The organism is Janthinobacterium pasteuri, from assembly GCF_051380775.1.
Taxonomy (GTDB): domain Bacteria; phylum Pseudomonadota; class Gammaproteobacteria; order Burkholderiales; family Burkholderiaceae_D; genus Janthinobacterium.
On record NZ_JBNYXS010000030.1, the window covers coordinates 12,104 to 37,890 of the forward strand.

General features: G+C 63.8%; 21 protein-coding genes. 12 read left to right on the forward strand and 9 right to left on the reverse strand.

Annotated features, from left to right (window positions below; all coding sequences use genetic code 11):
* Positions 1–34 precede the first annotated feature (34 nt).
* The 5 genes from ACQ4WN_RS23125 (at position 35) to ACQ4WN_RS23145 (ending at position 7,672) form a co-directional block, all read left to right on the forward strand.
* Positions 35–1,645, forward strand: coding sequence for an FAD-binding oxidoreductase (locus ACQ4WN_RS23125; RefSeq protein ID WP_436553641.1), 1,611 nt, complete (start codon positions 35–37; stop codon positions 1,643–1,645).
* An 11-nt stretch (positions 1,646–1,656) separates the two neighbouring features.
* Positions 1,657–3,210: a glycerol-3-phosphate dehydrogenase/oxidase gene (locus ACQ4WN_RS23130; RefSeq protein ID WP_436553642.1), complete on the forward strand. Its 1,554-nt coding sequence runs from the start codon at positions 1,657–1,659 to the stop codon at positions 3,208–3,210.
* A gap of 135 nt (positions 3,211–3,345) precedes the next feature.
* Positions 3,346–3,582, forward strand: a complete 237-nt coding sequence (locus ACQ4WN_RS23135; RefSeq protein WP_436553643.1) for a hypothetical protein — start codon at positions 3,346–3,348, stop codon at positions 3,580–3,582.
* Between the two features lie 4 nt (positions 3,583–3,586).
* Positions 3,587–5,176: an FGGY-family carbohydrate kinase gene (locus ACQ4WN_RS23140; protein WP_436553644.1), complete on the forward strand. Its 1,590-nt coding sequence runs from the start codon at positions 3,587–3,589 to the stop codon at positions 5,174–5,176.
* Positions 5,177–5,410: 234 nt separating this feature from the next.
* Positions 5,411–7,672, forward strand: a complete 2,262-nt coding sequence (locus ACQ4WN_RS23145; RefSeq protein ID WP_436553645.1) for a TonB-dependent hemoglobin/transferrin/lactoferrin family receptor — start codon at positions 5,411–5,413, stop codon at positions 7,670–7,672.
* A gap of 7 nt (positions 7,673–7,679) precedes the next feature.
* Here ACQ4WN_RS23145 and ACQ4WN_RS23150 read toward each other — a convergent pair whose 3' ends face one another.
* The 3 genes from ACQ4WN_RS23150 to ACQ4WN_RS23160 all read right to left on the reverse strand — a co-directional run bounded on the left by ACQ4WN_RS23150 (position 7,680) and on the right by ACQ4WN_RS23160 (position 11,683).
* Positions 7,680–9,038: a diguanylate cyclase domain-containing protein gene (locus ACQ4WN_RS23150; protein ID WP_436553646.1), complete on the reverse strand. Its 1,359-nt coding sequence runs from the start codon at positions 9,036–9,038 to the stop codon at positions 7,680–7,682.
* 357 nt (positions 9,039–9,395) lie between these two features.
* Positions 9,396–10,589, reverse strand: coding sequence for an aminotransferase-like domain-containing protein (locus ACQ4WN_RS23155; protein WP_436553647.1), 1,194 nt, complete (start codon positions 10,587–10,589; stop codon positions 9,396–9,398).
* Positions 10,590–10,765: 176 nt separating this feature from the next.
* Positions 10,766–11,683: a DMT family transporter gene (locus ACQ4WN_RS23160; RefSeq protein WP_436553648.1), complete on the reverse strand. Its 918-nt coding sequence runs from the start codon at positions 11,681–11,683 to the stop codon at positions 10,766–10,768.
* A 127-nt stretch (positions 11,684–11,810) separates the two neighbouring features.
* Here ACQ4WN_RS23160 and ACQ4WN_RS23165 point away from each other — a divergent pair, with 127 nt between their 5' ends.
* The 3 genes from ACQ4WN_RS23165 to ACQ4WN_RS23175 all read left to right on the forward strand — a co-directional run bounded on the left by ACQ4WN_RS23165 (position 11,811) and on the right by ACQ4WN_RS23175 (position 15,509).
* Complete coding sequence (locus ACQ4WN_RS23165) at positions 11,811–13,244, forward strand: aminotransferase-like domain-containing protein (RefSeq protein ID WP_436553649.1); 1,434 nt, start codon at positions 11,811–11,813, stop codon at positions 13,242–13,244.
* Positions 13,245–13,343: 99 nt separating this feature from the next.
* Entirely contained in the window at positions 13,344–15,263 is a 1,920-nt protein-coding gene (gene htpG / locus ACQ4WN_RS23170; protein WP_436553650.1) for a molecular chaperone HtpG, read from the forward strand.
* Between the two features lie 72 nt (positions 15,264–15,335).
* The gene (locus ACQ4WN_RS23175) at positions 15,336–15,509 is read left to right on the forward strand and encodes a hypothetical protein (RefSeq protein WP_436553651.1); all 174 of its coding nucleotides are present in this window, start codon (positions 15,336–15,338) and stop codon (positions 15,507–15,509) included.
* On the opposite strand, the gene ACQ4WN_RS23180 is transcribed toward ACQ4WN_RS23175, so the two are convergent.
* Positions 15,486–16,217 (reverse strand): alpha/beta fold hydrolase, encoded by a 732-nt coding sequence (locus tag ACQ4WN_RS23180; protein WP_436553652.1) that lies wholly within the window; start codon positions 16,215–16,217, stop codon positions 15,486–15,488. The two genes, ACQ4WN_RS23175 and ACQ4WN_RS23180, sit on opposite strands and share 24 nt — an antisense overlap.
* Positions 16,218–16,351: 134 nt before the next feature.
* Here ACQ4WN_RS23180 and ACQ4WN_RS23185 point away from each other — a divergent pair, with 134 nt between their 5' ends.
* On the forward strand, positions 16,352–17,389 hold the full coding sequence (locus tag ACQ4WN_RS23185; RefSeq protein WP_436553653.1) for a hypothetical protein: 1,038 nt from the start codon (positions 16,352–16,354) through the stop codon (positions 17,387–17,389).
* 2 nt (positions 17,390–17,391) lie between these two features.
* On the opposite strand, the gene ACQ4WN_RS23190 is transcribed toward ACQ4WN_RS23185, so the two are convergent.
* From ACQ4WN_RS23190 to kynU, 5 genes are read right to left on the reverse strand one after another with little or no spacing between them, the layout of a single operon-like run.
* Positions 17,392–18,417, reverse strand: a complete 1,026-nt coding sequence (locus ACQ4WN_RS23190; RefSeq protein WP_436553654.1) for a leucine-rich repeat domain-containing protein — start codon at positions 18,415–18,417, stop codon at positions 17,392–17,394.
* Positions 18,418–18,419: 2 nt separating this feature from the next.
* Positions 18,420–20,525: a hypothetical protein gene (locus tag ACQ4WN_RS23195; RefSeq protein WP_436553655.1), complete on the reverse strand. Its 2,106-nt coding sequence runs from the start codon at positions 20,523–20,525 to the stop codon at positions 18,420–18,422.
* A 57-nt stretch (positions 20,526–20,582) separates the two neighbouring features.
* Positions 20,583–21,128 carry an RBBP9/YdeN family alpha/beta hydrolase gene (locus tag ACQ4WN_RS23200; RefSeq protein WP_436553656.1) on the reverse strand — a complete coding sequence of 182 codons (546 nt, stop codon included), beginning with the start codon at positions 21,126–21,128 and terminating at the stop codon, positions 20,583–20,585.
* 9 nt (positions 21,129–21,137) lie between these two features.
* Positions 21,138–22,010 (reverse strand): tryptophan 2,3-dioxygenase, encoded by an 873-nt coding sequence (kynA, locus tag ACQ4WN_RS23205; protein WP_436553657.1) that lies wholly within the window; start codon positions 22,008–22,010, stop codon positions 21,138–21,140.
* Between the two features lie 20 nt (positions 22,011–22,030).
* Entirely contained in the window at positions 22,031–23,281 is a 1,251-nt protein-coding gene (gene kynU / locus ACQ4WN_RS23210; protein ID WP_436553658.1) for a kynureninase, read from the reverse strand.
* 606 nt (positions 23,282–23,887) lie between these two features.
* On the opposite strand from kynU, the gene flhD reads away from it, so the two are divergent.
* From flhD to ACQ4WN_RS23225, 3 genes are all read left to right on the forward strand, one after another.
* Positions 23,888–24,205, forward strand: a complete 318-nt coding sequence (gene flhD / locus ACQ4WN_RS23215) for a flagellar transcriptional regulator FlhD (protein WP_034758381.1) — start codon at positions 23,888–23,890, stop codon at positions 24,203–24,205.
* A gap of 39 nt (positions 24,206–24,244) precedes the next feature.
* On the forward strand, positions 24,245–24,808 hold the full coding sequence (gene flhC, locus ACQ4WN_RS23220) for a flagellar transcriptional regulator FlhC (protein ID WP_436553659.1): 564 nt from the start codon (positions 24,245–24,247) through the stop codon (positions 24,806–24,808).
* Between the two features lie 103 nt (positions 24,809–24,911).
* Positions 24,912–25,673 (forward strand): SAM-dependent methyltransferase, encoded by a 762-nt coding sequence (locus tag ACQ4WN_RS23225; protein WP_436553660.1) that lies wholly within the window; start codon positions 24,912–24,914, stop codon positions 25,671–25,673.
* Positions 25,674–25,787: the final 114 nt, after the last annotated feature.

A 25,787-nucleotide genomic window follows, 5' to 3' on the forward strand; every position in this document is an offset into this window, starting at 1 on the left:
GTGGCGCGCAACTGAGCAAACACAGGGGATGTCGATGCAACGCTGGAATGGCTGGGGGGACGAGAGCGTCACGTATGCGCTGAGCGCGGAGGCGCTGGCTTTTTTGGGTGAGCGCCTGGGGCCGGGCAACGGCATGCTCGATGCCACATTTGACGAGGCCTGCGCGCGGGTTCCCGCTTCGCGCCTGGCGCCGCATCCGCTGATCGACACCACGCCTGCCACGCGTGTGCGCCATGCGCTCGGTCAAAGCCTGCCTGACTGGTTCAAGCTGCGCCACGGCCGCATCGGCGCGGTGCCCGATGGCGTGGCCTTTCCCGACAGCGCGCTGCAGGTACGCCAGCTGCTTGAGTATGCGCGCCAGGCGTGCGTGGCCGTGATACCGCACGGTGGCGGCACCAGCGTGGCCGGGCACCTGACGGTGGCGGCGGGGTCGCGTCCTGTGCTGTCGCTGAGCCTCCGGCGTTTGTCTGCGCTGGGCCATCTGGACCGCGAGGCGCAGCTGGCCACGTTTGGCGCGGGCGTCTACGGCCCCGACCTGGAAGCGCAGCTGCGCGCGCATGGCTATACCCTGGGTCACTATCCGCAGTCGTTCGAATATTCGACGTTGGGCGGCTGGATCGCCACGCGCTCGTCGGGCCAGCAATCGCTGCGCTATGGCCGCATCGAGCAGTTGTTTGCGGGTGGCGAAGTGGAAACGCCGGTCGGCACCTTGAGCATCCCCACGTTTCCCGCTTCGGCGGCCGGCATCGATTTGCGCGAAATGGTGCTCGGCTCCGAAGGGCGGCTGGGCATCCTGACGCAGGCCACCGTACGCATCTCGCCGCTGCCGCCCCATGAAGCATTCCACGCCGTGTTTTTCGCCGACTGGGGCCAGGCGCAGGCGGCCGTGCGGGCGCTGGCCCAGTCGCGCCTGCCCCTGTGCATGCTGCGCCTGTCGAACGCGCTGGAAACGCAAACCATGCTGACCCTGGCCGGCCACAGGAAACTGGTGGGACTGCTGGAGCGCTACCTGTCCCTGCGCGGCTGCGCACAAGGAAAATGCATGCTGATGGTAGGCGTCAGCGGAGACGCGAAACCGGCGCGCGCGGCCCTGCGCAGCGCCCTGGCGCTGGCGCGGCGGCACAAGGGCGTGCATGTGGGGCGGCACATGGGCGACAAGTGGAAACAGGGGCGCTTTCGCAACGTTTACCTGCGCAATGGCGCCTGGGAACACGGCTATGTCATCGACACGGTGGAAACGGCCGTCGACTGGCCGCGCGTCACGCTCATGATGGCGGCGCTGGAGCAGGCGGGGGCCGGCGCGCTGGCCGCGCATGGCGAGCAGGTGCACGCCTACACGCATCTGTCGCATGTGTATGCACAGGGCGCCAGCGTCTACACCACGTATGTGTACCGGCTGGCACCCACGTATGACGAAAACATGGCGCGCTGGCGCAGCCTGAAGGACGCGGCTTGTGCCGCCATCGTGGCCAACGGCGGCACCATCAGCCACCAGCATGGCGTGGGCACGGATCACGCGCCGTGGCTGGCCGCCGAAAAGGGCGAGCTGGGGATTGCGGCCATGCGCGCGCTGCTGCGCCAGTTCGACCCGCAGGGCATGATGAACCCCGGCAAACTGCTGCTCGAGGCCGGGGGGGGATTGTGAGCAGGGAGGATTTGCCTGGCGTCCTGGCGCGCGACTGGGATGTGCTGATCGTCGGCGGCGGCATCACGGGCGCCGGCATCCTGCTGGAAGCATCGCGGCGCGGCTTGACGGCGCTGCTGGTGGAGCAGCGCGATTTCGCCTGGGGTACGTCGAGCCGTTCATCGAAGCTGGTGCACGGCGGCTTGCGTTATCTGAAGCAGGGTCAGTTCGCGATGACGCGCGAGTCGGTGCATGAGCGGCAAGCCTTGCTGACGGATGCGGCCGGGCTGGTCGAGCCGCAAGGCTTTGCCTTTGGCGACTACGTCGGCAGGAAACCGGGGCGGCGCCAGTTCATGCTGGGGCTGGCCATCTATGACGTGATGGCGGGCCGGCGCGCGCGCCGCTATGTCGCCGCAGACGATTTTGCCATGCTGGCGCCGCACATCCAGCGCGAAGGCTTGCAGGGCGGCATGCTGTACCAGGATGCCAAGACGGACGATGCGCGCCTGGTGCTGCGCGTGCTGCACGAGGCGCGCCGCCATGGCGGCGTGGCCGTCAATTACCTGGGCGTGGCATCGCTGCTGCGTGAAGATGGCAAGGTCGTGGGCGCCATGCTCAAGGATGCTGTCGATGGCACGGCGCCTGCCGTGTGCGCGCGGCTGGTGATCAGCGCCACGGGCGCCTGGGCTGACGGCTTGCGCGGCCAGGTGGGAGAAAAGCCGAAGCTGCGGCCCCTGCGCGGCAGCCATCTGCTGCTGCCTGCCTGGCGCCTGCCGCTGGCGCAAGCTGTCAGCCTGATGCATCCGCAGGATGGCCGTCCCGTTTTCGCCTATCCCTGGGAAGGCGTGACACTGGTGGGTACCACCGATGTCGACCACGGTGCCAGCCTGGACCTGGAACCGGCCATCACGCGCGGCGAACTCGATTACCTGCTGGTGGCGCTGCGCTGGCAGTTTCCACAGCTGGCGCTGGGCGAAGTCGACGTGCTGGCCACGTTTGCCGGCGTGCGCCCCGTGATCGACAGCGGCCAGCTTGATCCGTCGAAGGAAGCGCGCGAACATGCGCTATGGCTGGAAAGCGGCTTGCTGACGGTAGCGGGCGGCAAGCTGACGACGTTTCGCGCGATCGCCCTCGACGCACTGCGCCGCGCCGCGCCACTGCTGCCGGGCTGGCAGGCGGATTTGAAGCCCTTGCCTATTTTTGACGCCACGCCGCCCCTGTCGGGCAAGGCCTTGCTGCTCGATGGCGAACAGCGCGCGCGCCTGCTGGGCCGTCTTGGTGCGGCCGCGCAGGCGCTGTGCGATGCGGCGCACGACGGCGAACTGGAGCAGATTCCCGGCACGCAGACCCTGTGGGCGCAGCTGCGCTGGGGCGCGCGCAACGAGGACGTGCAGCACCTGGACGACCTGCTGCTGCGGCGCACGCGCCTCGGGTTGCAGCTGGCAGGCGGCGCGCTTGCTATCATGCCGCGCCTGCGCGCCATCTGTCAGCGTGAACTGGGCTGGGACGATGCGCGCTGGGAGGCGGAACAGGCGCGCTACCTGGCCCTGTGGCGCCGTCATTACAGCGTGCCGCAAGACGCATGACGCCACGATAAAAACAACGATAAAAAATATATAAAGGAGAGCATCATCGAGACCATCCTGTTTGGCCAGCCCCTGGCGCTGGGCGACGCCCGCATCACCTACGACAGCCTGTCGCCGCTGGACCTGCGCCAGCCCGTGGCTGTCCTCGTCGATGACCTGGGCGAAGACTTGCTGCAAATTACGTGCGCGAATGGCGATATCGTCGACGTAGGCTGGTATCCGGCCTGGAACGAACAGGGACGCTTGCGCGTGGTGGCCGTGCGCGGGCAGGACTGGGAAGCACCCGTGTTCAGCACGCAGCCGGAAAAAGATCCGCAGGCACTGCTGCAGGCGCTGCGCGCCGCGCTGGCCGCATTGGCTCAAGCGGGCTGAGGCCATGGCCCGCATATCCGGCCAGGGGCCGTACATTCTTGCCATTGACAATGGCACGCAAAGCGTGCGCGCACTGCTGTTCGACCGTGAGGGGACGTTGGCGGCGAAGGCGCAAGTGTTCCTGGAGCCGTATTACTCCGAGCACCCCGGCTGGGCCGAGCATGACGCCGACGGTTACTGGCAAGCCGTGTGCGAAGCGTGCCAGCAGTTGTGGCGCAGCACCGTCATTGAAAAATCGTCGGTCGCAGGCGTGGCCGTGACCACGCAGCGCGGTACGGTGGTCAACGTGGATGAACATGGCGCCCCCCTGCGCCCTGCCATCACCTGGCTGGACCAGCGCAGCACGCGCGACATTCCCCGGCTGGCGCCGTGGTGGCGCGCCGCCTTCCGCGTCACGCGCCTCGAAGGCACGATCACGTACTTCCGCCGCGAGGCCGAAATCAACTGGATCAGCGCGCACCAGCCCGACATCTGGCGCCGCACGCACAAGTTCCTGCTGCTGTCGGGCTTTCTGAACCACCGCCTGTGCGGAAAGTATATCGATTCGACGGGATCGCAAGTGGCGTACATCCCGTTCGACTACAAGCGCCATGCCTGGGCCGGGCGCTTCGACTGGAAATGGCAGGCGCTGGCGATTCGACGCTCCATGCTGCCGGAGCTGGTGACGCCGGGCACGCGCATGGGCGCCATCACGGCCGCAGCGGCGGCAGCGACGGGCATCCCGGAGGGCACGCCCTTGCTGGCGGCAGCGGCCGACAAGGCTTGCGAAGTGTTGGGTGCCGGCTGCGTCGAGCCGCATGTGGCGTGCCTCAGCTACGGCACCACGGCCACCATCAATACGACCAACCGCAACTACGTGGAAGTGACGCGCTTCATTCCGCCGTATCCGGCTGCCATGCCGGGCGCCTACAGCACGGAAGTACAGATTTTCCGCGGCTACTGGATGGTCAACTGGTTCAAGGAGCAGTTCGGCGACCGCGAGCGGGCGGCGGCGGCCGACGATGGCACGGGCCTGTCAGCCGAGGCGCTGTTCGACCGCCTGGTCGAGACCGTGCCCCCCGGCTCCATGGGCCTGATGCTGCAACCGTACTGGAGCCCGGGCATCAAGGTGCCGGGTCCGGAAGCGAAGGGTGCCATGATCGGCTTTGGCGACGTGCACACGCGCGCGCACATCTACCGCGCCATCCTCGAAGGCCTGGCGTATGCGCTGCGGGAAGGCAAGGAGCGCATCGAGCGGCGCAGCGGCATTGCGATTACGGAGTTGCGCATTGCGGGCGGTGGCTCGCAAAGCGACGCGGCCATGCAACTGACGGCCGACATCTTCGGCTTGCCCGCTGCGCGCGCCCACGTGTATGAAAGTTCGGGCCTGGGCGCAGCCATTGCCGCCGCCGTAGGCCTGGGCTGGCATGCGGATTTTCCCGTCGCCGTGAAAGCCATGACACGCAAGGGCAAGGTATTCCAGCCGCACCCCGGGCACAGCAAAGTCTATGAACAACTGTACCGGCGCGTGTACCAGAAGATGTATGCGCGGCTGCAACCGCTGTATCGCGAGATCGCCGACATCACAGGCTATCCGCAGCAAGATGGTTTTTAAATCGCATTGCGAATCATTCGCATTCAGTATATGATGTGTTCCGCATTTCACTAAGGCAACTTATCCCGGTGACTGCAGTGCGCCGCCGGCCATGCGCTGGCGGCATGTCCGCGCGGGCAGAGTTCCGCCGCAACGCTTCCTTCAACGCCGCCGCTTGATTGTGCACCGCCATCCTCTGCCCCAGCATTTTTTCATTCCACAAGCATGAAGTAGCAAACCCAGGCAAGGATAGCGATGAAGAGCAGCAAACAACGATTGACCCCGCTGGCCGCCGCGCTGGCGCTGGCATTGGCCGGCGCGCATGGCCATGCGTGGGCCGCCGCGATGGCCGACAAGGCCGATGCGGTGCAGATGCCCGCCATCAGCGTGTTTGGCGAGGCCATCAGCGCCGGCACGGCCGGACGCTCGTATATCAGCAGCGCCGACATCGAACGCCAGCAGGCCGACAATGTCGCGTCCTTGCTCGACACCTTGCCCGGCGTGGACCTGGCCGGTACGGCCCGTCCCAGCGGCCAGAGCCTCAATATCTGGGGCTTCAATAAAGTACAGGACGTGAAAGTCATCCTCGACGGCGTGCCCAAGGGCTTTGAAAAATACCGCCAGGGTTCCATCTTCATCGAGCCGGAACTGATCAGGCAGATTGAGGTCAACAAGGGCGCGCATACCAGCCTGTATGGCAATGGCGGCTTCGGCGGCGTCATCACGGTCGAGACCAAGGATGCGCAAGACCTGCTGGAAGGCGGCGAGAACGTAGGCGCCATGCTGAAGTATTCGCGCCACTCGAACAATGCGGAAAACGACGCCACCGTGGCCGTGTATGGCCGTAGCGCTGATGGCCGCTTCGATGCGATGGCGTTTACCACGCAGCGCAAGTCGGACGATTTGCGCAAACCCGATGGCAAGCCATTCCGTTTTTCCGCCATCGACGCGCCATCGAGCCTGGCGAAGCTGAATATCCGGCTGACGCCGGAGCAGTTGCTGACCCTGACGGCCATGAAGAGCGGCAGCTCGGGCTGGGGCCCGTTTGCCGCCATGGGCGAGGATGTGCCCACGCCGACCGAAGCGGAAATCAAGAAGTACGGCCTGGAAGAGGCGTGGCAGCGCAAGGCCGTCTACCGCGACCAGGACGACGACACCTATTCCGTGAAATGGCAGTACGCGCCGCAGGACAATCCATGGATCAAACTGACGGCCAGCGCCGGTTATTCGCACACGGACCAGCATGACAGGCGCCTGCCGTCCGCTTCGCCGGGTTCCTACCTGGGATCGCTGGGCAACGAGAGCTGGGCCTCGTACGTGGACCGTATCGCGGAGCTGCGCAACGAAAGCGTGTTGACGACAGGCGCCATTTCGCACGTGCTGCAAACGGGCCTGCAATGGCACAAGAACGTGCGCGACACCCTGATGTATTACCCATCGTCGACGGCGCTGAAGGACCCCAGCTATAACTATGGCTATTTCCAGCCGTATTACATGCCGGCCGGGCGCCAGGAAACCACGGGCCTGTATCTGCAGGATGCGATGACGTATGGCGACCTGACGGTGACGGCGGCGCTGCGCCACGACCGGGTCGTCTCCGCAGGTGTGCCGAATAAGGCCTCGCGCTACAACAGCCCGCTGGCGGCGGCCGGCCACGACTTCAGCGAAAAGGTGCACGAAGACTGGTCACCCCGCCTGGGCCTGTTCTGGAAGGCGTCGAGCAGCATGGCGCTGTTCGGCGACCTGAGCCGCACCTGGCGCGCGCCGACGATCGACGAGATGTATTCGAACGAATACTATGTGTCGTCCAGGCTGGGTTCATCGACGCCGGGCACCAGCCGCGACCTTGCCGTCGAGCGTGTGACGGCCATGCGCATGGGCGTGATGCTGCACCGGCAGAACGTGTTCATGGAGCGCGACGACGTGCAGCTGCGCCTGACGGCGTACCGCAACAAGGTCAGCGACAATATCGGCCCGCGTCTGGGCATCCTGATCGAAGGCTATGTGCCGGGATCGGGCAAGGTGCCGCCCGCCCTGTCGTCCTACCGCAACCTGGCCGGTTTCCGCACGCAGGGCGTGGAGGTCGAGTCCTACTACAACTCGCCGCGCCTGTTTGCCAGCGCTTCGCTGTCGAAACAGCGCGGCACGCGCACCGGTTCCCAGCGCGACCCGTGGGGCCGGGACGAACCCGTGTCGACCATCGCGCCGGACAAGCTGATGGCGGGCCTGGGCTGGCGCATGCCCGACCTTGGCGCCAGCATAGGCTGGCAGGGCCGCTTCGTGGCGAAGCAGGACCGCGTGCTGCCGGTCGGGAATGTATACCGCCTGCCGCCATCCAAAGGCTATGCGCTGCACACCCTGTTCGCTTCGTGGAATGGCAGGCAGGGCATCTGGCGCGGCACGGAAGTGCGCCTGACGGTCGATAACGTCTTCAACCGCAACTACATGCCGTATCTGAGCGAAGCGGTGACGGGCGTGGGGCGTAATGCAAAGCTGAGCGTGTCGCGGAAGTTTTAAGCGCGTGCTAACGTAAAACCAGCGCCTTGACCGTTTCCCAGGCCGTGCTGCCCGAATGCGTGGCGCGTACCTGGTTGCGTCCTCCTTCCTTGGCCACGTACAGGGCGCGGTCGGCGGCGACGAATAGCGCTTCGCGGTCGTCCAGCTGGTGCGGGTAGATGGTCGCCACGCCGATGCTGACGGTGATCCACTGTGAGGTGGCGGAGCGCGGATGCGGCAGTCGCAGTGCTTCGATCTGCGTGCGGATGGCTTCGGCCATATGCAGGGCGGCGTCGGCATCCGTGTCGGCGAACAGCAGGACGAATTCCTCGCCGCCGTAGCGGGCCGCCAGGTCGCCCGGGCGGGCGGCATGCGAGGCGATGGCTTGCGCCACCTGTTGCAGGCAGCTGTCGCCGGCCGGATGGCCCAGGCTGTCGTTGTACAGCTTGAAGTGGTCGACGTCGAGCACCACCAGCGACAGCGCGCCGCCGCCGCGCACGGCCCGCTGCCACTCTTTTTCCAGGAAGCTGTCGAAATGCCGGCGGTTGGCGATCTTTGTCAGCGGGTCGAGGTAGGCGGCGCGCTGCAAGGCGTCTTCCGATTGCTTGTGGTGCGTGATGTCGTGCAGCAGGCCGATATACAGGGGCTCGCGCAGATACATGGGCGTGAGCGTCAGGTCCATGCTCAGCGCCGCGCCGTTGCGGTGGCGGATTGCCACTTCGCGCGTGCCGTGGTTGTGCGCCGTTTCCGGATTGGCCGCGTACATGGCGAAGTAATCGAGGTACTCCTGCGTCACCAGGGGGCTGAGCAGTTCAGCGATCGAGTGTCCGGTCAGTTCATTTTCGCGATAGCCCAGGTACTGGTCGCAGGCGGGATTGGTGTACTGGATACGCCCGTCCGTCTCAATGATCAGCAAGCCCTCGGCCATGTTGTTGACGATGGTGCGCAGGCGCTCGGCCTGTTCCTGCTGGTTTTCATTGTTGCTGTGGATGTGCAGCTGGGCGCGCACGCGTGCGCACACTTCGGCCATGCGCAGCGGCTTGCCGATGTAGTCGACGGCGCCGCAGTCGAAGCCGGCCACCACGTCTTCCGTCTCCGTCTTGGCGCTCATGAAGATAACGGGAATGCGCTGCGTCAGCGGGTGCTGCTTGAGGCGGCGGCAGGTTTCGATGCCATCCAGGTCCGGCATCAGCACGTCGAGCAGGATCAGGTCGGGATGGGCGCGCTGGGCGATCGCCAGCGCCCGCTCGCCTGACGTGGCAACATAGGTTTGATAGCCCTGTTCACTCATCAGCTTGCGCAGCAGCTCAAGGTTGGCCTGCGCATCATCGACAATCAAAATGGCGGCTTCATGCCGCTGGGAATGCCCCACACTGCCTGGACTCATTGCTACCGGCCTTCTCTGATGTACTCTGCGATGCCAGCATTTGCTGCACTTTCGGGGATGCCGAAGCCCTGCATGCCGTGGTGGCCGCAGACTGCGGACCGTGAGCGCATGTACACGTGCAGTCAAAAGCTGACCGGGTTCAAATCTGATACAGCGCTCAAATCATACCGCTTTGCCAATTTTTTGGGTGAAAAATCGATGTTACACGAGGCGGTAAAATATTATCTTTATGATACTCTTAGAAATAAATAAATGAAGTTGCTATCGTGAAGGCGGATTTTAGGCGGAAAAGACGCGTGCCCGTTGGCGCGAGGGCAGCTGGTTACGCCCCGCAGAAGGCGGGGCGTGGAGGGGGAGTTACATTTTTGCGGCGATCAGTTTGCCCAGGATGGCGATGCCTTCGCGGATGCGTTCCGGCGGCACCGTCACGAACGACAGGCGCAGGGTGTGCGTTTCCGGCGTGTTCGCATAGAATGGCGCGCCCGGCACGAAGGCGACCTTGTTGGCGATGGCTTCATCGAGCAGTTTCATGGCGTCGATGTGTTTCGGCAGCGTGACCCAGATGAACATGCCGCCTTCCGGTTTGGTCCAGGTGACGCCGGCCGGGAAGTGCTCGTCCAGCGCCGACAGCATGGCCTGGCACTGGTTGCCGTACAGGCTGCGGATGCTGGGAATATGCTGGTCCAGGAAGCCATCCTTGATGACTTCATGTACGACCATCTGCGTCAGCTGGGACGTGTGCAGATCGGCCGCCTGCTTGGCCAGTTCCAGGCGGCGCACCAGCGGCATCGGCGCCACCACGTAGCCGAGGCGGATGCCGGGCGTGAGCACCTTGGAGAACGAACCCATATAAATGACGCCGTCCGGATTCATGTTGATCATCTTCGGATACGGCTCGCCGCTGTAGCTCAGGGCGCCGTACGGGTCATCCTCGATCAGCGGCAGGCCGTGGCGGGCGCAGGTTTCCACCAGTTCCACGCGGCGCGCCACGGACAGGCTGCGGCCCGTCGGGTTCTGGAAGTTCGGCAGCGCGTACAGCAGGCGCGCGCCATCGGCGACGGGGTTGATCGACGACGGCACCAGGCCTTCGTCATCGGTATCGACGGAAACGAATTCGGGACGGTAGACGGAAAACGCCTGCAGAGCGCCCAGGTAGCTGGGGGTTTCCACCAGCACGCGGCTGCCTTCGTCGATCAGCACCTTGCCCAGCAAGTCCAGCGCCTGCTGCGAGCCGGACGTCATCAACACTTGTTCGGGCATGATGCTGCTGCCATTGCTGGACAAGGAGTCGGCGATCCATTGGCGCAGTGGCAGATAGCCATCGGTCGGGCCGTATTGCAGGGCGACCTTGCCATTGTTCGACAGGACTTTGTCGAAGGCGGTCTTCATTTCTTCCACGGGGAAGGTGGCGGGCGATGGCAGGCCGCCGGCAAACGAGATGATCTCGGGACGCTGCGTGATCTTCAGGATTTCGCGGATGAACGAGCTTTGCAGCTGTTCCGCGCGTTCGGCAAAGCGCCATTGGATCGGATTCGGATTTTCAATTTTCATACGAGTCTCACAGAAGATGCCGAGCTGCGCCGGCTGGATTTGTTGGCCCGCTTGTGGCGGTGCGTGCGCAAGCGGCGCCGGATAGGCGTCGCCATGGTGCTGCGGTATTGTACGGCTTGCACGGCGCTCTGCCCATCCGCACGCGCAAGGGCGTTGCAAACGGGCGTCAGGCCAAGCTATTTCAGCTTGCGTCCGATGGCCACCACGGCGATCACGGCGCCGGCAAACAGCAGGCTTTCTCCCGTTAATGGCTCGTTCAGCAGCACGGCCGCGCCCACCAGCGAGAGGAAAGGCTGCAGCAGCTGCGTTTGTCCCACGCGGGCCACGCCGCCCAGCGCCATGCCCCGGTACCAGAAAAAGAAAGCGATAAACATGGAAAACACGGAGATATACGCAAAGCCCAGCCAGGCCGCGCCGCTGGCCTGCGCCATCAGCGCGCGTTGCGGCCAGGCGTTCCACAGCACCACTGGCAGTACGAAGGGCACGGCCAGCAGCAGCGCCCAGGAAATCACATGCTGGCCCGGCATGGCTTGCGCCAGGCGTCCGCCTTCGGCATAGCCGAGTGCCGCCAGCAGCACGGCGGCAAAGATCAGCCAGTCGGCCAGGTGGAAGCTGCCGCCGCCCTGGCGCAGCGCGAACGCCACCACCAGCGCCGTGCCGAGCAAGGCCATCAGCCAGAAGCCCGGAGAAGGGCGTTCCTTGCCGCGCAGTACGGCAAACACGGCGGTGGCCAGCGGCAAAATGCCCACCAGCACGGCGCCGTGCGAGGCGGGCAGGCTGCGCATGGCGATCGACGTCAGCCAGGGGAAGCCCAGCACGCAGCCCAGCGACACGAGCGCCAGCGGCAGCCATTGTTCGCGCCGCGGCAACGGTGCGCGCTGCTGCCATAGCCACAGACCGGCCAGGCTGGCGGCCACCAGGGCGCGGCCCAGGGCGACAAAGGTGGGATCGAGTTCGGCCACGGCCAGGCGCGTGAAGGGCAGGGTCAGGCTGAAGAGGGCGACGGCGATCAAGCCCAGCAGCAACCCCTTACGGTCATCGCTGAAGCGGTGCGGGCGGGTGGTAGAGGTGGCGGTGTTCGTGAGTGAAGGCATGGGTTTCCTGGTGCGTGCGGTAAGGGAAAGGCATGGATTTGTGTGATCCATGCTGCTATCCTAGGCGTGAATAGCAGTACAGTACAAATACACTTCCACGCATAATTTCACATACTGTCATGGTCATATGAGTAATACACCTGCCTTGCCACCCCTACCCTTGCTGTCGCGCGCCTCGGGCGAAACCCTGATCGACCAGATCGCGCGCTCGCTGGCGGGGCGCATCGACGACAAGCTGCTGCGTGGCGGCGCGCGCATGCCTTCGATCCGCCAGTGCGCGGCCAGTTTGAGCGTGTCGTGCGCCACGGTGGTAGCCAGCTACGACAAGCTGGTGGCGCGCGGCTACCTCGAATCGCGGCGCGGTGCCGGCTTTTTCGTGCGCGAGCGCTCGCCATTGAACACGCCGGTGCCGCCGGCTGGCGCGCAGGATGCGGCGGCGCAGCCGATGGATGTGGTCTGGCTGATCCGAAACATGTTTCGCCAGACGCCCGCCATCCCTGCGCCCGGCTCCGGCATGCTGCCCGCCGAGTGGCTCGACGGCGACCTGGTGGCGCGCGCTTTGCGCGACGTCAGCCGCCAGCCCGGCAATTTCCTGCTGGGCTATGGCGCGCCGCAGGGGTTTCTGCCGCTGCGCCAGCAGTTGCAGCTGAAACTGGCGGGGCTGGAAATCGCCTGCCCGCCCGAGCAGATCGTCACCACGGTGGGCGTGATGCAGGCGCTGGACCTGGTGGCGCGCGAGTTTGTCCGCCCTGGCGAGACCATTTTCGTCGACGATCCCGCTTATTGGCTGATGTTCGGCGCCTTTGCCGCCATGGGTATGAACGTCGTCGGCATCCCACGCCTGGGTGATGGCCCCGATATCGCCGTGCTGGCCGAGCTGGCCGCCTTGCACCGTCCCAAGCTGTACGTGATCAATTCGGTGCTGCACAACCCCAGCTCGACGTCGCTGTCGGCGGCCAAGGCTTTCCAGGTGCTGCGCCTGGCCGAGCAGCACGATTTCCTGCTCGTCGAGGATGATATCTATTGCGACATGCACCCGGGCGGCGCGGTGCAGCCGGCCACGCGCCTGGCTGCGCTGGACCAGCTGCGCCGCGTGATTTACCTGGGCGGCTTTTCCAAGAGCCTGGCGGCGAACCTGCGCGTGGGCTTCATCGCCACCTCAAAGGAGCTGGCGCAGCGCCTGGCTGACCGCAAGATGCTCGCCACGCTCACCACCAGTGACATCGGCGAGCGCGTGGTGTATAAAATCCTTTCGCAAGGGATGTACCGCAAGCATGCGGAGCGCCTGCGTACGCGGCTGGACAGGGTGCGTGAGCTTACCTACCGCAAGGTCGAACAGGCGGGCTTGCGCTTCGATCCTGCGCCGGCCGGCATGTTCGTGTGGGCGGACGCGGGTTGCGACACGAATCTGCTGGCCGAAAAGGCGCTGGCTGAAGGGCTGGTGCTGGCGCCGGGCAGCCTGTTTTCCCCGCGCCAGTTGCCGTCGACCCGCATGCGCCTGAACCTGGCCACCGTGCAGGATGAGCGCATATGGGCGTTTTTCGCCCGCGCACTGGGCTAAAACAGGACATTGCAGGACATTCGGCGGGGGCTCTTGAAATTGCTTGTACCATCCCCAACTCCGAAGAATCCGTCCCATCCACAAGACTATGAGGTAAAAATGGCTGTCTCCGAAAAGCAAACCCTGGGTTTTCAGACCGAAGTGAAGCAAATGCTGCACCTGATGATCCATTCCCTGTACTCGAACAAGGAAATCTTCCTGCGCGAATTGATCTCGAACGCGTCCGACGCGGCCGACAAATTGCGCTTCGAAGCGATCGATAACGATGCCCTGTATGGCAACGATCACGAATTGAAGATCAAGGTCAGCTTCGACAAGGATGCGCGCACCATCACCATTTCCGACAACGGCATCGGCATGACCCGTGACGAGGCGATCTCGCACCTGGGCACCATCGCCAAGTCGGGCACCAAGGAATTCTTCGGCAAGCTGTCGGGCGACCAGCAGCAAGACGCAGCCCTGATCGGCCAGTTTGGCGTGGGCTTCTATTCGGGCTTCATCGTCGCCGACAAGATCACCGTCGAAACGCGCCGCGCCGGCGTGGACGCTGCCGAAGGCGTGCGCTGGGAATCGGCCGGCGAAGGCGATTACAGCATCGAAACGATCGAAAAAACGGGCCGTGGCACGGACATCATCCTGCACCTGCGCGAAGGCGAGGACGAATTGCTGTCGAGCTGGAAAATCAAGTCCATCATCCGCAAATACTCGGACCATATCTCGCTGCCGATCGTGATGCAGAAGGAAGAGTGGGACGACGAGAAAAAAGAAACCGTCCTGAAAGACGAATTCGAAACCGTCAACCAGGCCAGCGCCCTGTGGGCCCGCAACAAAGCCGACATCACGCCGGAACAGTACGACGAATTCTACAAGCACGTGTCGCACGACTTCCAGTCGCCTTTGAGCCACACGCATAACCGCGTGGAAGGCCGCAGCGAGTACACGCAGTTGCTGTACCTCCCGGCCAAGGCGCCGTTCGACATGTGGGACCGCAACAAGCGCGGCGGCATCAAGCTGTACGTCAAGCGCGTCTTCATCATGGACGATGCCGAGCAGCTGATGCCGACCTATTTGCGCTTCGTGCGCGGGGTGATCGACTCGGCCGACCTGCCGCTGAACGTGTCGCGTGAAATCCTGCAGGAATCGCGCGACGTCAAGGTGATCCGCGAAGGTTCGACCAAGCGCGTGCTGGGCATGCTGGAAGAGTTGGCGAACGCGGACGAGCAGGACAAAAAGGACAAGTACGCCGTCTTCTGGAAGGAATTCGGCCAGGTGCTGAAAGAAGGCATCGGCGAAGACGCGGCCAACAAGGAACGCCTGGCCAAGTTGCTGCGCTTTGCCTCGACCGCCAACGACAGCGACGAGCAAATTACGTCGTTCGCCGACTACGTGGCGCGCATGAAGGAAGGCCAGGACAAGATTTACTACGTCACGGCCGACAATTACGCTGCCGCCAAGAACAGCCCGCACCTGGAAATCTTCCGCAAGAAGGGTGTCGAAGTGCTGCTGCTGACGGACCGCGTCGATGAATGGATGCTGTCCTTCCTGCAGGACGTCGAAGGCAAGGAACTGGTCTCCGTCGCCAAAGGCGGCCTGGACCTGGGCGCGCTGGAAGACGAAGCGGAAAAGAAAGAGCACGAAGAAACGGAAACCTCGTACGCCGACCTGGTGGGCAAGATGAAGGCCGTCTTGGCCGACAAGGCCAAGGACGTGCGCGTGACGTTCCGCCTGACCGATTCGCCAGCCTGCCTGGTGGCCGATGAAAACGAATTGTCGGGCAACCTGCTGCGCATGCTCAAAGCTGCGGGCCAGAGCGCGCCGGAATCGAAGCCGATTCTGGAAATCAACCCGAACCACCCGCTGGTGACGCGTTTGAAGTACGAAGATGCGCAAGGCGGAAAATTCGGCGACTGGGCCAACATCCTGTTCGACCAGGCCATGCTGGCCGAAGGTGGTTCGCTGGCCGATCCGGCCAGTTTCGTCAAGCGCCTCAACGAGTTGCTGCTCAATACGGCGAAGTAATCGCCTTGCTGTCGATGTAATCAAGCCGGCCCTTTCTTCGTGAAAGGGCCGGCTTTTTCTTTAAGGAGCTTCATGAAAATCCGCCTGATGGCGGGCCTGGCCTTGCTGCTGGTGTTTAATGTGTATGCGGGCACGAATTTGCTGCTGGCGCTGCTGCCGCCGGGGCGCAGCAAGCCGCTGCTGTGCGCCTTGAGCTGGCTGGCCGTGCTGGCCAGCACGCGTTTAATCAGATTCCGGCGCGGTTGACAGGCCCTTGAGAAAAGCAGCGACCGCATCGGCAGCCGCTTCCGGCGCCGCCTGCAGCAGCATGTGCGGCGCGTCGATATCGACCAGCTGCGTGCCTGGCGCCTGGCGCAGTATCTGCAAGGCGTTTGCCGGCGGCACCAGGCGGTCGTGGCGGGCACGCAGATACAGCACCGGCAGGCTGCCGCGCGCGAAGCTGGGAGAGGCATCTGTTTCCAGCACGGCGCGCAGGCGCTGGCGCAGCACGCTGGGCGGCACCTGCGCCAGCGCCGCTGCCAGTTCCGCCTGCAGTGGCGGCGTGGCGTAGGGCGCCAGCAATGCCTGGCGCAGGGCGAAGCCGGGCAGGGCGCCAAAAGGGACGAGGTCCAGCAGGTGGCGCAGTGGCGCCAGCATCGGGCGCGGATTGCGCACGAACGAACAGCACAGGATCAGGGCGCGCATGCCGGGCGGCGGATCGGCGCGCAAAGCTGCCCCCAGCGGTCCTGAAAACGATTCGGCCAGTACGACGAAAGGGCGCTCCTGCGGCAAGCGTTCGCGCACGAACGCTTCGAGTGCCGTATAGTCAAACGGTGCGACCGGATAGGCGATGGCCTGGGTCTCGATGGCAGCTTGCGCGCGCAGGGCGGCCTCAAAACGGTGAAAAAGTCGGCCCGTGCCATCCATGCCGGGCAAGAGGACAAGCAGTGTTGAGGCGGGGGGAGATTTCGTCATTGCGGCCATCATAACAGCCGCACCGGCACACGTGCCGTCTACCAGCCGCACCGCATGGGGGCTGGCGCCATGCTAGAATCGCCAGCGCGCCATGCGTGGCCGGTATCGCGGCCAAATCCCCGACAGACAGAATCATGCATATCAATTTTTCGAATTACCGCACCCTGGGCGGCGTCTTGCTGGCAGCCGCTTGCGTCCTTTCCCAGCCCGCTCGCGCCACGGCGGCGCCCTCGGCGCCGGCCGGGAAAAGCCTGTCTTCCCTGGCGGCCGGCGGTCCCTTGCCGCGCCTGAGCGACGATGTGCAGGTGCGTGCAGCCCTGTTCGATTTCTTCGGCTACGCGCGCGGCAGCTACACGGAAGACGACGAACTGCTGCTGGTGCAGGCGCTTGAAGCGATCAGCGAAAAGCGCGACGCCACGCGCACCGCGCTGGCCGATGGGCGCCAGTTGCTGGCGTCGATGAATGACCGCAATCAGGGCCGCGAACGGGGCGCCATGCTGCTCGACAAACGCGGTGCCATCATCGCCTTTGGCCTGGTCAATGGACATTGCCACCTTGAGGGCCAGCCTCTGGCGAAAGTCTGCAATCCCGATCCGAATGCCGTACTGACGGTGTTCCACCGCAAGGGCATGCTGGTCGGCGAAGCGGCGCCCTTGCTGGCCTGGGCCCGGCAATTGCCGCCCATGCTGGCGCTGATTGCGGGCGACAAGGAAGCGGGCGCCGATGGGCAGAAGATCGCCAGCGTCGAATATGTGCTGGCGCAGCCGGCCTTGCCGGGCTGGAACCGCGCCCAGCTGCCGCCTGCGTATCCACCGGCGCTCTTGCCGCTGCTGCTCGATAAATCCACGGTGCTGACGTCGGCCGGCGCCGGCGTGTTTGCCTATCCGCTCACGCTGAAAGGCAAGAAGCAGAATAATGTGCTGGACCATGCCGAAGGCCGCCCGCCTCGCGACCTGGAAGTGGCGCTGCGCAGTTACGCCAGTTTCGATGCGGTGGTGGAGCGCTACCGCCAGTTAGCCAAGGGCGCCAGATTGCAACGCAACGAGCGCACGGCCTATCTCGATGGCGACATGGGGCAGGGCAGCTACCGCGTCTACATCCGCAACACGGGTGCGGACGGCGTGATGATCGACGTGGCGCTGTGGCAGCGCAAGCTGGCGGCCAGCCGCTAGCATCAATAGACGCGCGCCGTGTCGTAGCCCAGTTGCGCCAGCTGCGCGGCGATGGCGTCGTCGCGTGTTTTCCTGCCGGTGCGCAGGCGCGCATGCGCCAGGGACGCGGGCAAGCCATGCGCCAGGAGCGCGTCGATGTCGAGCATGGTCTCGGATGCCGACAGCTGGCGCAAGGCGGGCAGGGTGGCGAGGCCGGGCAGGCTGTCGAGCGTCTTGCAGGTGTGCAGGTCCAGGCTTTCGAGCATGGGATTGGGGCCCAGCGCGATCTGCCGCAGCTTGATCTGGTCTTCGACCCATAGCGCCTGCAGCAGGGGGAAACGGCCGATATCGCCCAGCGTTTCCAGGCCGCGCACACGTATCACTTCCAGTTTCCTCAACAGCGGCGCCTCGATGTGCGCGAGCGATTCGCGGCCACCCAGCTGCAACAGCAGCCTGTCCAGGCGGGCCATCTCCGATATGAATTCCAGCGGCACCTTGTTCTTGATGCGGTATAGCGACAGCTCATGCAGCACCGGCAGGCCAGCCAAAGTGTCGATATGCTGGTGGTGGCCCTCGATGACCAGGCTGGCCAGATGCGCATAGTGGCGCAGGGGGGCCAGGTCGATATTGTTTTTGGCCGATTCACCCAGTTGCAGGTATTCGAGGCCGCGCAAATTGTCCAGCTGCAGGATGTCGGCTTGCGCCAGCTCGTACACGCCCAGGCTCAGTCGCTTCAGGTGGCGCAACTCGCCCAGGGTTTCCAGATACAGGGCGTTGCGGTGGCAGTCGATGGACAGGCTGGCCACATGCGGCAGCGCGCGCAGGATGCGGGCATCGAACTCCCTCGGATCGTAACCGTAGATACGGATGGTCAGCGCCGTGCCGCAGGTGGCGGCCAGGGCATCGAGGTCGGCCAGCAGCGGCTCCGGCTCGCCCAGGGCATTGAACTGCACCAGCACATTCTGGCCAGTCGCGATGGCGGCGCGGATCGCCCCGGCGTCGATGCGCCCGGGGTTCTGGATGCACTGCATCTGTCTCGTTTGCGTCATAGTCACAGTCCGATGGGGTAGGTCACTTGCCTGGGGGGAGGGCAGCCTTCCGGCCCCGGGAACGTCTGCTTGCCCGTGTCATCGTAACGCTTGCCGCAATCGACGAGTACGCGTTTGCGGAAGGTGAAAATACTGGCTACCTTGCCGTTCGGGTGGTAGCAGATATTGTCGCCATCGCGCTCGGCCGAAGCGTAGCTGATCATCGACTGGCCATTCACCGTGCGCGTGCTGTGGCCGCTGCGCGGCTCCGTGCATTTGAGCTGGCCGCTTTCGTAATACGCGTTGACGACGGAAGTGTCGGCGGCGCGGTCGACCAGCAGTTCGTCCTTGCGCTTGCCGTTCGGGTAGTTCGAATAACCTTCCTGGCGCTGGCCGTACTGGAAGGCGTAGAAGTACTGCGGCTTGCCGTCCGGGTAGTACATGTGGTGGTATTCGCACACGTCGTCGCGCGTGCTGCCGTACTCTTTGAAGGTGCAGCGGTGGATGTCGTTGAGCAACTGGCCGTCTTCGTAGTACTCGCGCAGGTGTGTGAGCAGGCGGCCCTGGTCGATGACGGCCAGGCGTTCCGGCTTGCCGTTCGGGTAGTAGCGCGCGTCGAGGCCCTGCTTCTTGCCGTTGTCCCACAGCGTATCGAGGCGCAGGATCTTGCCGCTGTCGTCGAACGCCTGTTCGCGCCCGTCCAGCTGGCCGTTGCGGTAGGTGGCCGTGTAGACCACGTATTCCTTGCCGGCCGGGCCAAGATAGCGCGTGCGTGCGCCATCGAGCACGCCCGCCTGGTAATGGTCGCGCACGCGCAGCGCGCCTTGCGCATCCGTGTCGAGGGCCTCGCCCTGTTTTTTGCCTTTCACGAAAGTGACGCTTTGCGTGACCTTGTCCTTGAGCTTGAGCTTCCACGGCCCGTCGCGCAAGCCGTCGATGAAGTTGCCGTCGCCATCTTCCGTGATCCAAGGGCCATGGCGCGTGCCGTTCACGTAGTTGCCGCGCATTTGCAGCTTGCCGCCCATGCGGCGCTCGTGCGGGCCGTTCAGCTGGCCGCCCGCGTAGGTGTCGAAACCCGTCACTTCCTCTTGATCGGCATAGTTGATGACGGTCCAGCGGCCTTCGCGCTTGCCGGCCCGGTACATGCCGCTCTCGCTCTGCTTGGGATAATTGAAGTACCACATGCCTTCCTGCAGGCCGTTGACGTAGTGGCCCTTTTCGCTGCCTTCGTGCATGCCCTCGCGTACCCACAGTCCCTGGCGCTTGCCCTTCACGTACTGGCCCCGCTCGACCACCGAGCCGTCGTCCCAGGCCAGGCTGTAGATGACGGACGGGCCGTCTGCGCTGCCCGCGAATTGCTTTGGCGCCGTTTCCCACGTCACTTGCCACAGGCGGTAGTTGGGCAGGATGCCGGCGCCCGCATCGCTGTACAGGGTGTAGCTGGCGGTGAGAAAACGCTCGCCCTTTTTCTGGAAGGTTTTTTTGTAGGTGATGGCGTCCTTGCCGCCTGGGGCCACGGGCTTGCCGTCATCGCTGTAGTAGCCGACGATGGTGCCTTGCGTATGGTCGATGGCGTCGAAGTCCGCATTGCCGCTCTTGCCGCGCGCAACGCTGTAATCCATCGGCGCCAGTTTCGTCAGCGCGGCCTTGACCTGGCCCGCATTGGGGGCGGCGCTTTGTGCCACGATGCGGTTCAGTGCCGGCTGCAAGCCATCGAGGCGCCGATATTTTCCGGAGCTGCGGTGGTAGCGGTAGGCGCGCAAGCCGTTCTTGTCGCCCTGGCGGAACAGCACCAGCATGGTCTGCACGCTGTCGTCCGTTTCCTTGTCCAGCGAGGCGTAGAAGACGGAACGGATGACGGCATTGTCGAACTGGTCGAGCAACATGGGTTTCGCGCTGCTGCTCTTGCACTCGCAGTAATAGCCATTGACGCCTTCTTTTTCCTTGAGAAAGGCGATATCGAGGCCGCTGTCTTGCGAAGCGCTGATGGCGGGGTGGGCGAGGCTCTTGCCTTCGTAGAAGGGCGCGCCGTGGGCGAGGGCGGAGCAGAGCAGCAAGGGCAGGAGAACTGGCAAGAGCGGACGTTTCATCGTGAGGCTGGCGCCGGGGCGCCGCAATGGAAAGGCCACGATTCTGCCTGTGTTCTTACTTGCGGGCAAATACTGGTCTATCGTGCGCGCCCCGATTCAGGGCTGGTGCGCGGCGCAAAAATCCAGCAGCATCTGTTCGCCTTCCGGCCACGGGCCATAGCCGGCGTCGCCATTGATATGGCCGGCGTCGCCGATCATGGTCAGTTCGCTGCGCCAGGCGTCGGCAAACGCGCGTGCCCGCGCGAAGCTGACATAGGGATCATCGCCGCTGGCCACCACCAGGCTGGGAAACGGCAAGGCTAGCAGCGGCATGGGCCCAAAGCCCGTCGTGCCGGCGGGATAGGAGGGCGCTTCCACATCGCTGGGAGCGACCAGGAAAGCACCGGCGATCCTGTGCGGCGAGCCACTGGCAGCCCAATGGGCCACCAGCGTGCAGGCCAGGCTGTGCGCGGCAAGCACGGGCGGGCGCTCGCAAGCGGCGATGGCGCGGTCGAGCTCCATCACCCATTCGTCCTTGTCCGGCGTCTGCCATTCCCGGTGCGGCACGCGCGACCATTGCGGGTGGCGCGCTTCCCAATGGGTTTGCCAATGCTGCGGCCCGGAATTCCACAGGCCAGCCAGAGTCAGAACGAGAGGCGACATCGATGCTCCTTAAAGCTCTGTACGTAAAGCAAACAGTTCGGGGAACAATACCACGTCGAGCATCTTGCGCAAATAGCTCACGCCAGCCGTGCCGCCCGTGCCCGTCTTGAAGCCGATGATGCGCTCCACCGTCGTCACATGGCGGAAGCGCCAGAAACGGAAGGCCGTTTCCAGGTCCACCAGCTTTTCGGCCAGCTCGTACAGGGCCCAGTGTTTCGACGGGTCGCGGTAGACTTCCAGCCAGGCCGCTTTTACCGAGTCGTCGGCTGCGGTCGGCAAGGTCCAGTCGGCGTTCAGCCGCTCGGCGGAGATGGGCAAGCCGCTGCGCGCCAGCAGTTTGATCGATTCATCGTAGACGGATGGCGTGCGCAGGGCGGCATCGAGCACCTTGTAGGTATCGGGTGCCGTCGTATGTACATTCAGCAGGGCGGCGTTCTTGTTCCCCAGAATGAATTCGATTTCGCGGTACTGGAAGGACTGGAAGCCGGACGAGGCGCCGAGGTAGGGACGGATGGCCGTGTATTCGGGCGGCGTCATGGTGGCCAGCACGTCCCAGGCATGCACCAGCTGGTCCATGATGCGCGCCACGCGGGCCAGCATTTTAAAAGCGGGCGCCAGGTCACCGCTTTGCAGGTTGGCGCGCACGGCATGCATTTCGTGCAGCATCAGTTTCATCCACAATTCGCTCGTCTGGTGCTGCACGATGAACAGCATTTCGTTGTGGTTCGGCGATAGCGGATGCTGGGCCGTCAGGATGCGGTCCAGCGCCAGGTAGTTGCCGTAGCTCATCGATTCACTGAAATCCATCTGCGCGCCATGCCATTCGGCACCTTGCTGGGCACCCGCATGCATGGGGCAGCCGCTGCTGTTTTCTTTACTCATGGTGTTGTCTTGGTCCAGGTTCAGGTGACGGCATCGCGCTTGGCGGCGATGTCATAGGCTTCGGTGTCGAGGATGTCGCGCAAGATTTCCACGGCATCCCACACGTCGGCAAAGCTGGTGTACAGCGGCGTGAAGCCGAAGCGCATGATGGCCGGCTCGCGGTAGTCGCCGATGACGCCGCGCGCGATCAGTGCCTGCATCACGGCATAGCCGTGCGGGTGCGTGAAGCTGACCTGGCTGCCGCGCCGCGCATGCTCGCGCGGCGTGACGAGGCCCAGCGGATGGTCGGCGCAGCGCTGTTCCACCAGGGCGATGAACAGGTCCGTCAGGGCCAGCGACTTGCGGCGGATAGCTTCCATGCTCGTTTGCGCAAAGATCTCCAGGCCGCATTCGACCAGGGCCAGCGAGATGATGGGCTGCGTGCCGCACAGGGCGCGGGCGATGCCGTCGGCCGGGGTGTAGCCCGGGTCCATGGCGAACGGCGTGGCGTGGCCCCACCAACCGGACAAGGGCTGGCGGAAGCGCGCCTGGTGCTTTGCCGGCACCCAGATGAAGGCCGGCGAGCCGGGGCCGCCATTCAGGTATTTATAGGTGCAGCCGACGGCCAGGTCGGCGCCGGCGCCGTTCAGGTCCAGCGGCACGGCGCCGGCCGAATGGGCCAGGTCCCATAGCGCCAGCGCGCCCTGCGCGTGGCAATGGCTGCTGATGGCGGCCATGTCGTGCTGGTAGCCCGTGCGGTAGTTGACGTGCGTGAGCATGGCGACGGCGCAATCAGTAGCGATGGCTTGCGCCAGTTCGTCCGGGCTGTCGACCAGGCGCAGCTGGTAGCCACGGTCGAGCCAGGCGGCCAGACCTTGCGCCATGTACAGGTCGGTGGGGAAGTTGCTGCGTTCGCTGACGATGATTCTGCGCGCGGCATGCGCGGGATCGCTGGCCTGCATCTGCAGGGCGGCGGCCAGGGCCTTGAACAGGTTGACGGAGGTGGTGTCGGTGATGACCACTTCGCCCGTGCCGGCGCCCAGCAGCGGGGCCAGGCGGTCACCCAGGCGCTTGGGCAGATCGAACCAGCCAGCCGTATTCCAGCTGCGGATCAGATCCGTGCCCCATTCGGCCGTGATGACGTGCTGGGCGCGGGCCAGGGCCGCTTTCGGCCGTGCGCCCAGGGAATTGCCATCGAGGTAAATTACGCCTTGCGGCAAGTCGAATTGCTGGCGCAGGGGCGCCAGGGGATCGTCAAGGTCGCGCGCGCTGCAGTCATGTCGAGAAATCATGGTGGCTTTCATGTCGGTACTTATCTTAATGGCACGATATTGCTTGAGGCCTAAAGTATTGTGCGTAAGCAGGCAGTGTAGCAAATCCGCGTCAGAAAGCGGAATTTCCGCGCCGGACGGGGGGCGGAAAGTACCACCCTGTGGGGCGTCAACGAAAAAAATCACGATTTTTAAAAATATTTTCAAAAATCCCTAAAGTTCTGCGATTCGCCGCCGTCAACGATTACATGAACGGCGTCAAACCGGCCAAAAAAGAATGCAGCTTTTTTAAATATTTTTCAAAAAAGCCCTAAAGTTCCCGCCAAGGCAGCCGTTATCTAGGTAAGCAGGCTTGATTCTGATCAAGCTGTTGTAAGAAAGTGATATTTTTTACAGGCCTGAAGTGGGGTAAATCCCACTCCGCGCCCACCCTCCACATCCGCGCCGTTACTGGCGTGCGACCATGATCGAGCAGTGTTTGTCAGACAAACACCTACTGTCCTGCCCGCCATTTGCCGACCAAAAATACAGTCCTTCGCCTCTGTTGCGTTTGATGTTGCTCCTGCAGAATGTATCTCACTGGCAACAAACAATACCAGCTGAATTCAACGGATTGAGGAGATGGAAATGACTGCTAACGATATGATGGCTGAGATTCGCGACGCTAACCTGAGCTACCTGATGCTGGCCCAGCAAATGATTCGTGCGGACAAGGTAACGGCCATCTTCCGTTTGGGCATAGCCGCCGAAATCGCCGAATTGATCGAAGGCATGAGTAATGCGCAGATCCTGAAGCTCGCTGGCGGCAACATGATGCTGGCACGCTTCCGTTTCGACGACAGCGCCATCCTGGGCATGTTGACGAATTACAATAAAGACCGCTCGCTGGCCCAGTCGCACGCCGCTATTCTGATGGCTGGCCAGGGCGTCGAAGAAATCGCTTAAGTTTTTAAATGTGTACTCGTCAGTCGCGGAGTCGTCAGCATGGCCAAGAAAAGTGTCGTATCGGAAGCGCAGGAAATCCAGCTGGCCATCGAGTTGATACAGCTGGGCGCGCGCCTGCAACTGCTGGAGACCGAAGTCTCGCTGTCGCGCGAACGCCTGCTGAACCTGTACAAGGAATTGAAGGGCGTCTCGCCGCCCAAGGGCATGCTGCCCTTTTCCACTGACTGGTTCCTCACCTGGCAGCCAAATATCCATTCCTCGCTGTTCATCAATATCCACAAATTCCTCGTCGACCACGCTGGCGCCACCGGTATCGAAGCCGTGATGAAGGCGTACAAACTGTATCTGGAGCAAATGCCGCCAGAGGCCGGTGAAGAGCCGCTGCTGTCGCTGACGCGGGCCTGGACCCTGGTGCGCTTTTTCAGCAGCAAGATGCTGAACATGGCGCCCTGCGGCAAGTGCGGCGGCAAGTTTGTCGTCAACTGCCTCGACCTGAACGCCGATTATGTCTGCGGCCTGTGCCACATGCCTTCGCGTGCAGGCAAGACCAAGAAGGCGCGCGATGAAGCTGCCGCAGTCGCGTTGCCGCGCGTGACCGCCTGATACTGCCTGCGCTTCGTTCGAGCCGGAGCCGGTCGCCAGACCGGACTCCGGCTTTTTCATGGTGCTTTCGCTTACACTGGCGTTTTCCTCCGATGACTGTCCCATGCTGCAACAAATTCTGCGCGCGCCCGCGCTCAAGGCCATCCTGATCCAGGTGCTGGCCTTTCCCTTGATGTTGCTATTGGTCTATTGCCTGGCGCGCGCAGGCGTGGCCATGTCGTTGCCGCTCGTGGCCTTGCTGCAGGGCGTACTGGCGGCGCTCATTACCTGGCGCGCGCGTCTGGCGCGCTGGTGGTGCGCCATCGGCCTGCTGTTTGCGCCCGCGCTGCTGGCGGCCAGCCTGTTGCACTGGCCTCCGGCGGTGTTCCTCGCGGCCTTTGTTTTCCTGCTGAGCCTGTATTGGTCCACGTTTCGCACACAAGTGCCGTTTTACCCGTCGGGGCCGCGCGTATGGCATGCGGTCGCCGGGCTGATCGCGGACCGTCCTGGCGTGCGCCTGATCGATATAGGCAGCGGCCTGGGCGGCCTGGTGCTGGACCTGGCGCGGCGCCGGCCCGATGGGCAGTTTTCCGGCATCGAACTGGCGCCGTTGCCGTGGCTGGCAAGCCGCCTGCGCGCGCGGCTGTCGGGGAGCCGCGCGCGCTTCCTGCACGGCGATTACGAAGCGCTCGATTTCAGTCGCTACGATGCGGTGTTTGCTTACCTGTCGCCAGCGGCGATGGCGGCCCTGTGGAGCAAGGCGGAAAGGGAAATGTTGCCCGGTAGCATGCTTTTTAGTTACGAATTCCAGATTGCCGCACGCGAACCCGATAAGACCATCGCCGCCACAGAGGGTGGCCCTTTGCTTTACATATGGTGCTTTTAAGCAATTGTCTGCGTTATTTGCTTGCCCGGAGGGCAATCTCACGTTATTGTAGTTCCACACGGCATTTTCTTGGGATTGCGTTGAAAAGCGGGGCTTTTCAATTAACTTCCAGTT

Coding starts and splice junctions, on each gene's coding strand:
- ACQ4WN_RS23125 (WP_436553641.1), top strand. CDS start 35: ATGCAACGCTGGAATGGCTGGGGGGACGAGAGCGTCACGTATGCGCTG.
- ACQ4WN_RS23140 (WP_436553644.1), top strand. CDS start 3,587: ATGGCCCGCATATCCGGCCAGGGGCCGTACATTCTTGCCATTGACAAT.
- ACQ4WN_RS23145 (WP_436553645.1), top strand. CDS start 5,411: ATGAAGAGCAGCAAACAACGATTGACCCCGCTGGCCGCCGCGCTGGCG.
- ACQ4WN_RS23150 (WP_436553646.1), bottom strand. CDS start 9,038: ATGAGTCCAGGCAGTGTGGGGCATTCCCAGCGGCATGAAGCCGCCATT.
- ACQ4WN_RS23155 (WP_436553647.1), bottom strand. CDS start 10,589: ATGAAAATTGAAAATCCGAATCCGATCCAATGGCGCTTTGCCGAACGC.
- ACQ4WN_RS23160 (WP_436553648.1), bottom strand. CDS start 11,683: ATGCCTTCACTCACGAACACCGCCACCTCTACCACCCGCCCGCACCGC.
- ACQ4WN_RS23165 (WP_436553649.1), top strand. CDS start 11,811: ATGAGTAATACACCTGCCTTGCCACCCCTACCCTTGCTGTCGCGCGCC.
- htpG (WP_436553650.1), top strand. CDS start 13,344: ATGGCTGTCTCCGAAAAGCAAACCCTGGGTTTTCAGACCGAAGTGAAG.
- ACQ4WN_RS23175 (WP_436553651.1), top strand. CDS start 15,336: ATGAAAATCCGCCTGATGGCGGGCCTGGCCTTGCTGCTGGTGTTTAAT.
- ACQ4WN_RS23180 (WP_436553652.1), bottom strand. CDS start 16,217: ATGACGAAATCTCCCCCCGCCTCAACACTGCTTGTCCTCTTGCCCGGC.
- ACQ4WN_RS23185 (WP_436553653.1), top strand. CDS start 16,352: ATGCATATCAATTTTTCGAATTACCGCACCCTGGGCGGCGTCTTGCTG.
- ACQ4WN_RS23190 (WP_436553654.1), bottom strand. CDS start 18,417: ATGACGCAAACGAGACAGATGCAGTGCATCCAGAACCCCGGGCGCATC.
- ACQ4WN_RS23200 (WP_436553656.1), bottom strand. CDS start 21,128: ATGTCGCCTCTCGTTCTGACTCTGGCTGGCCTGTGGAATTCCGGGCCG.
- kynA (WP_436553657.1), bottom strand. CDS start 22,010: ATGAGTAAAGAAAACAGCAGCGGCTGCCCCATGCATGCGGGTGCCCAG.
- kynU (WP_436553658.1), bottom strand. CDS start 23,281: ATGATTTCTCGACATGACTGCAGCGCGCGCGACCTTGACGATCCCCTG.
- flhD (WP_034758381.1), top strand. CDS start 23,888: ATGACTGCTAACGATATGATGGCTGAGATTCGCGACGCTAACCTGAGC.
- flhC (WP_436553659.1), top strand. CDS start 24,245: ATGGCCAAGAAAAGTGTCGTATCGGAAGCGCAGGAAATCCAGCTGGCC.
- ACQ4WN_RS23225 (WP_436553660.1), top strand. CDS start 24,912: ATGCTGCAACAAATTCTGCGCGCGCCCGCGCTCAAGGCCATCCTGATC.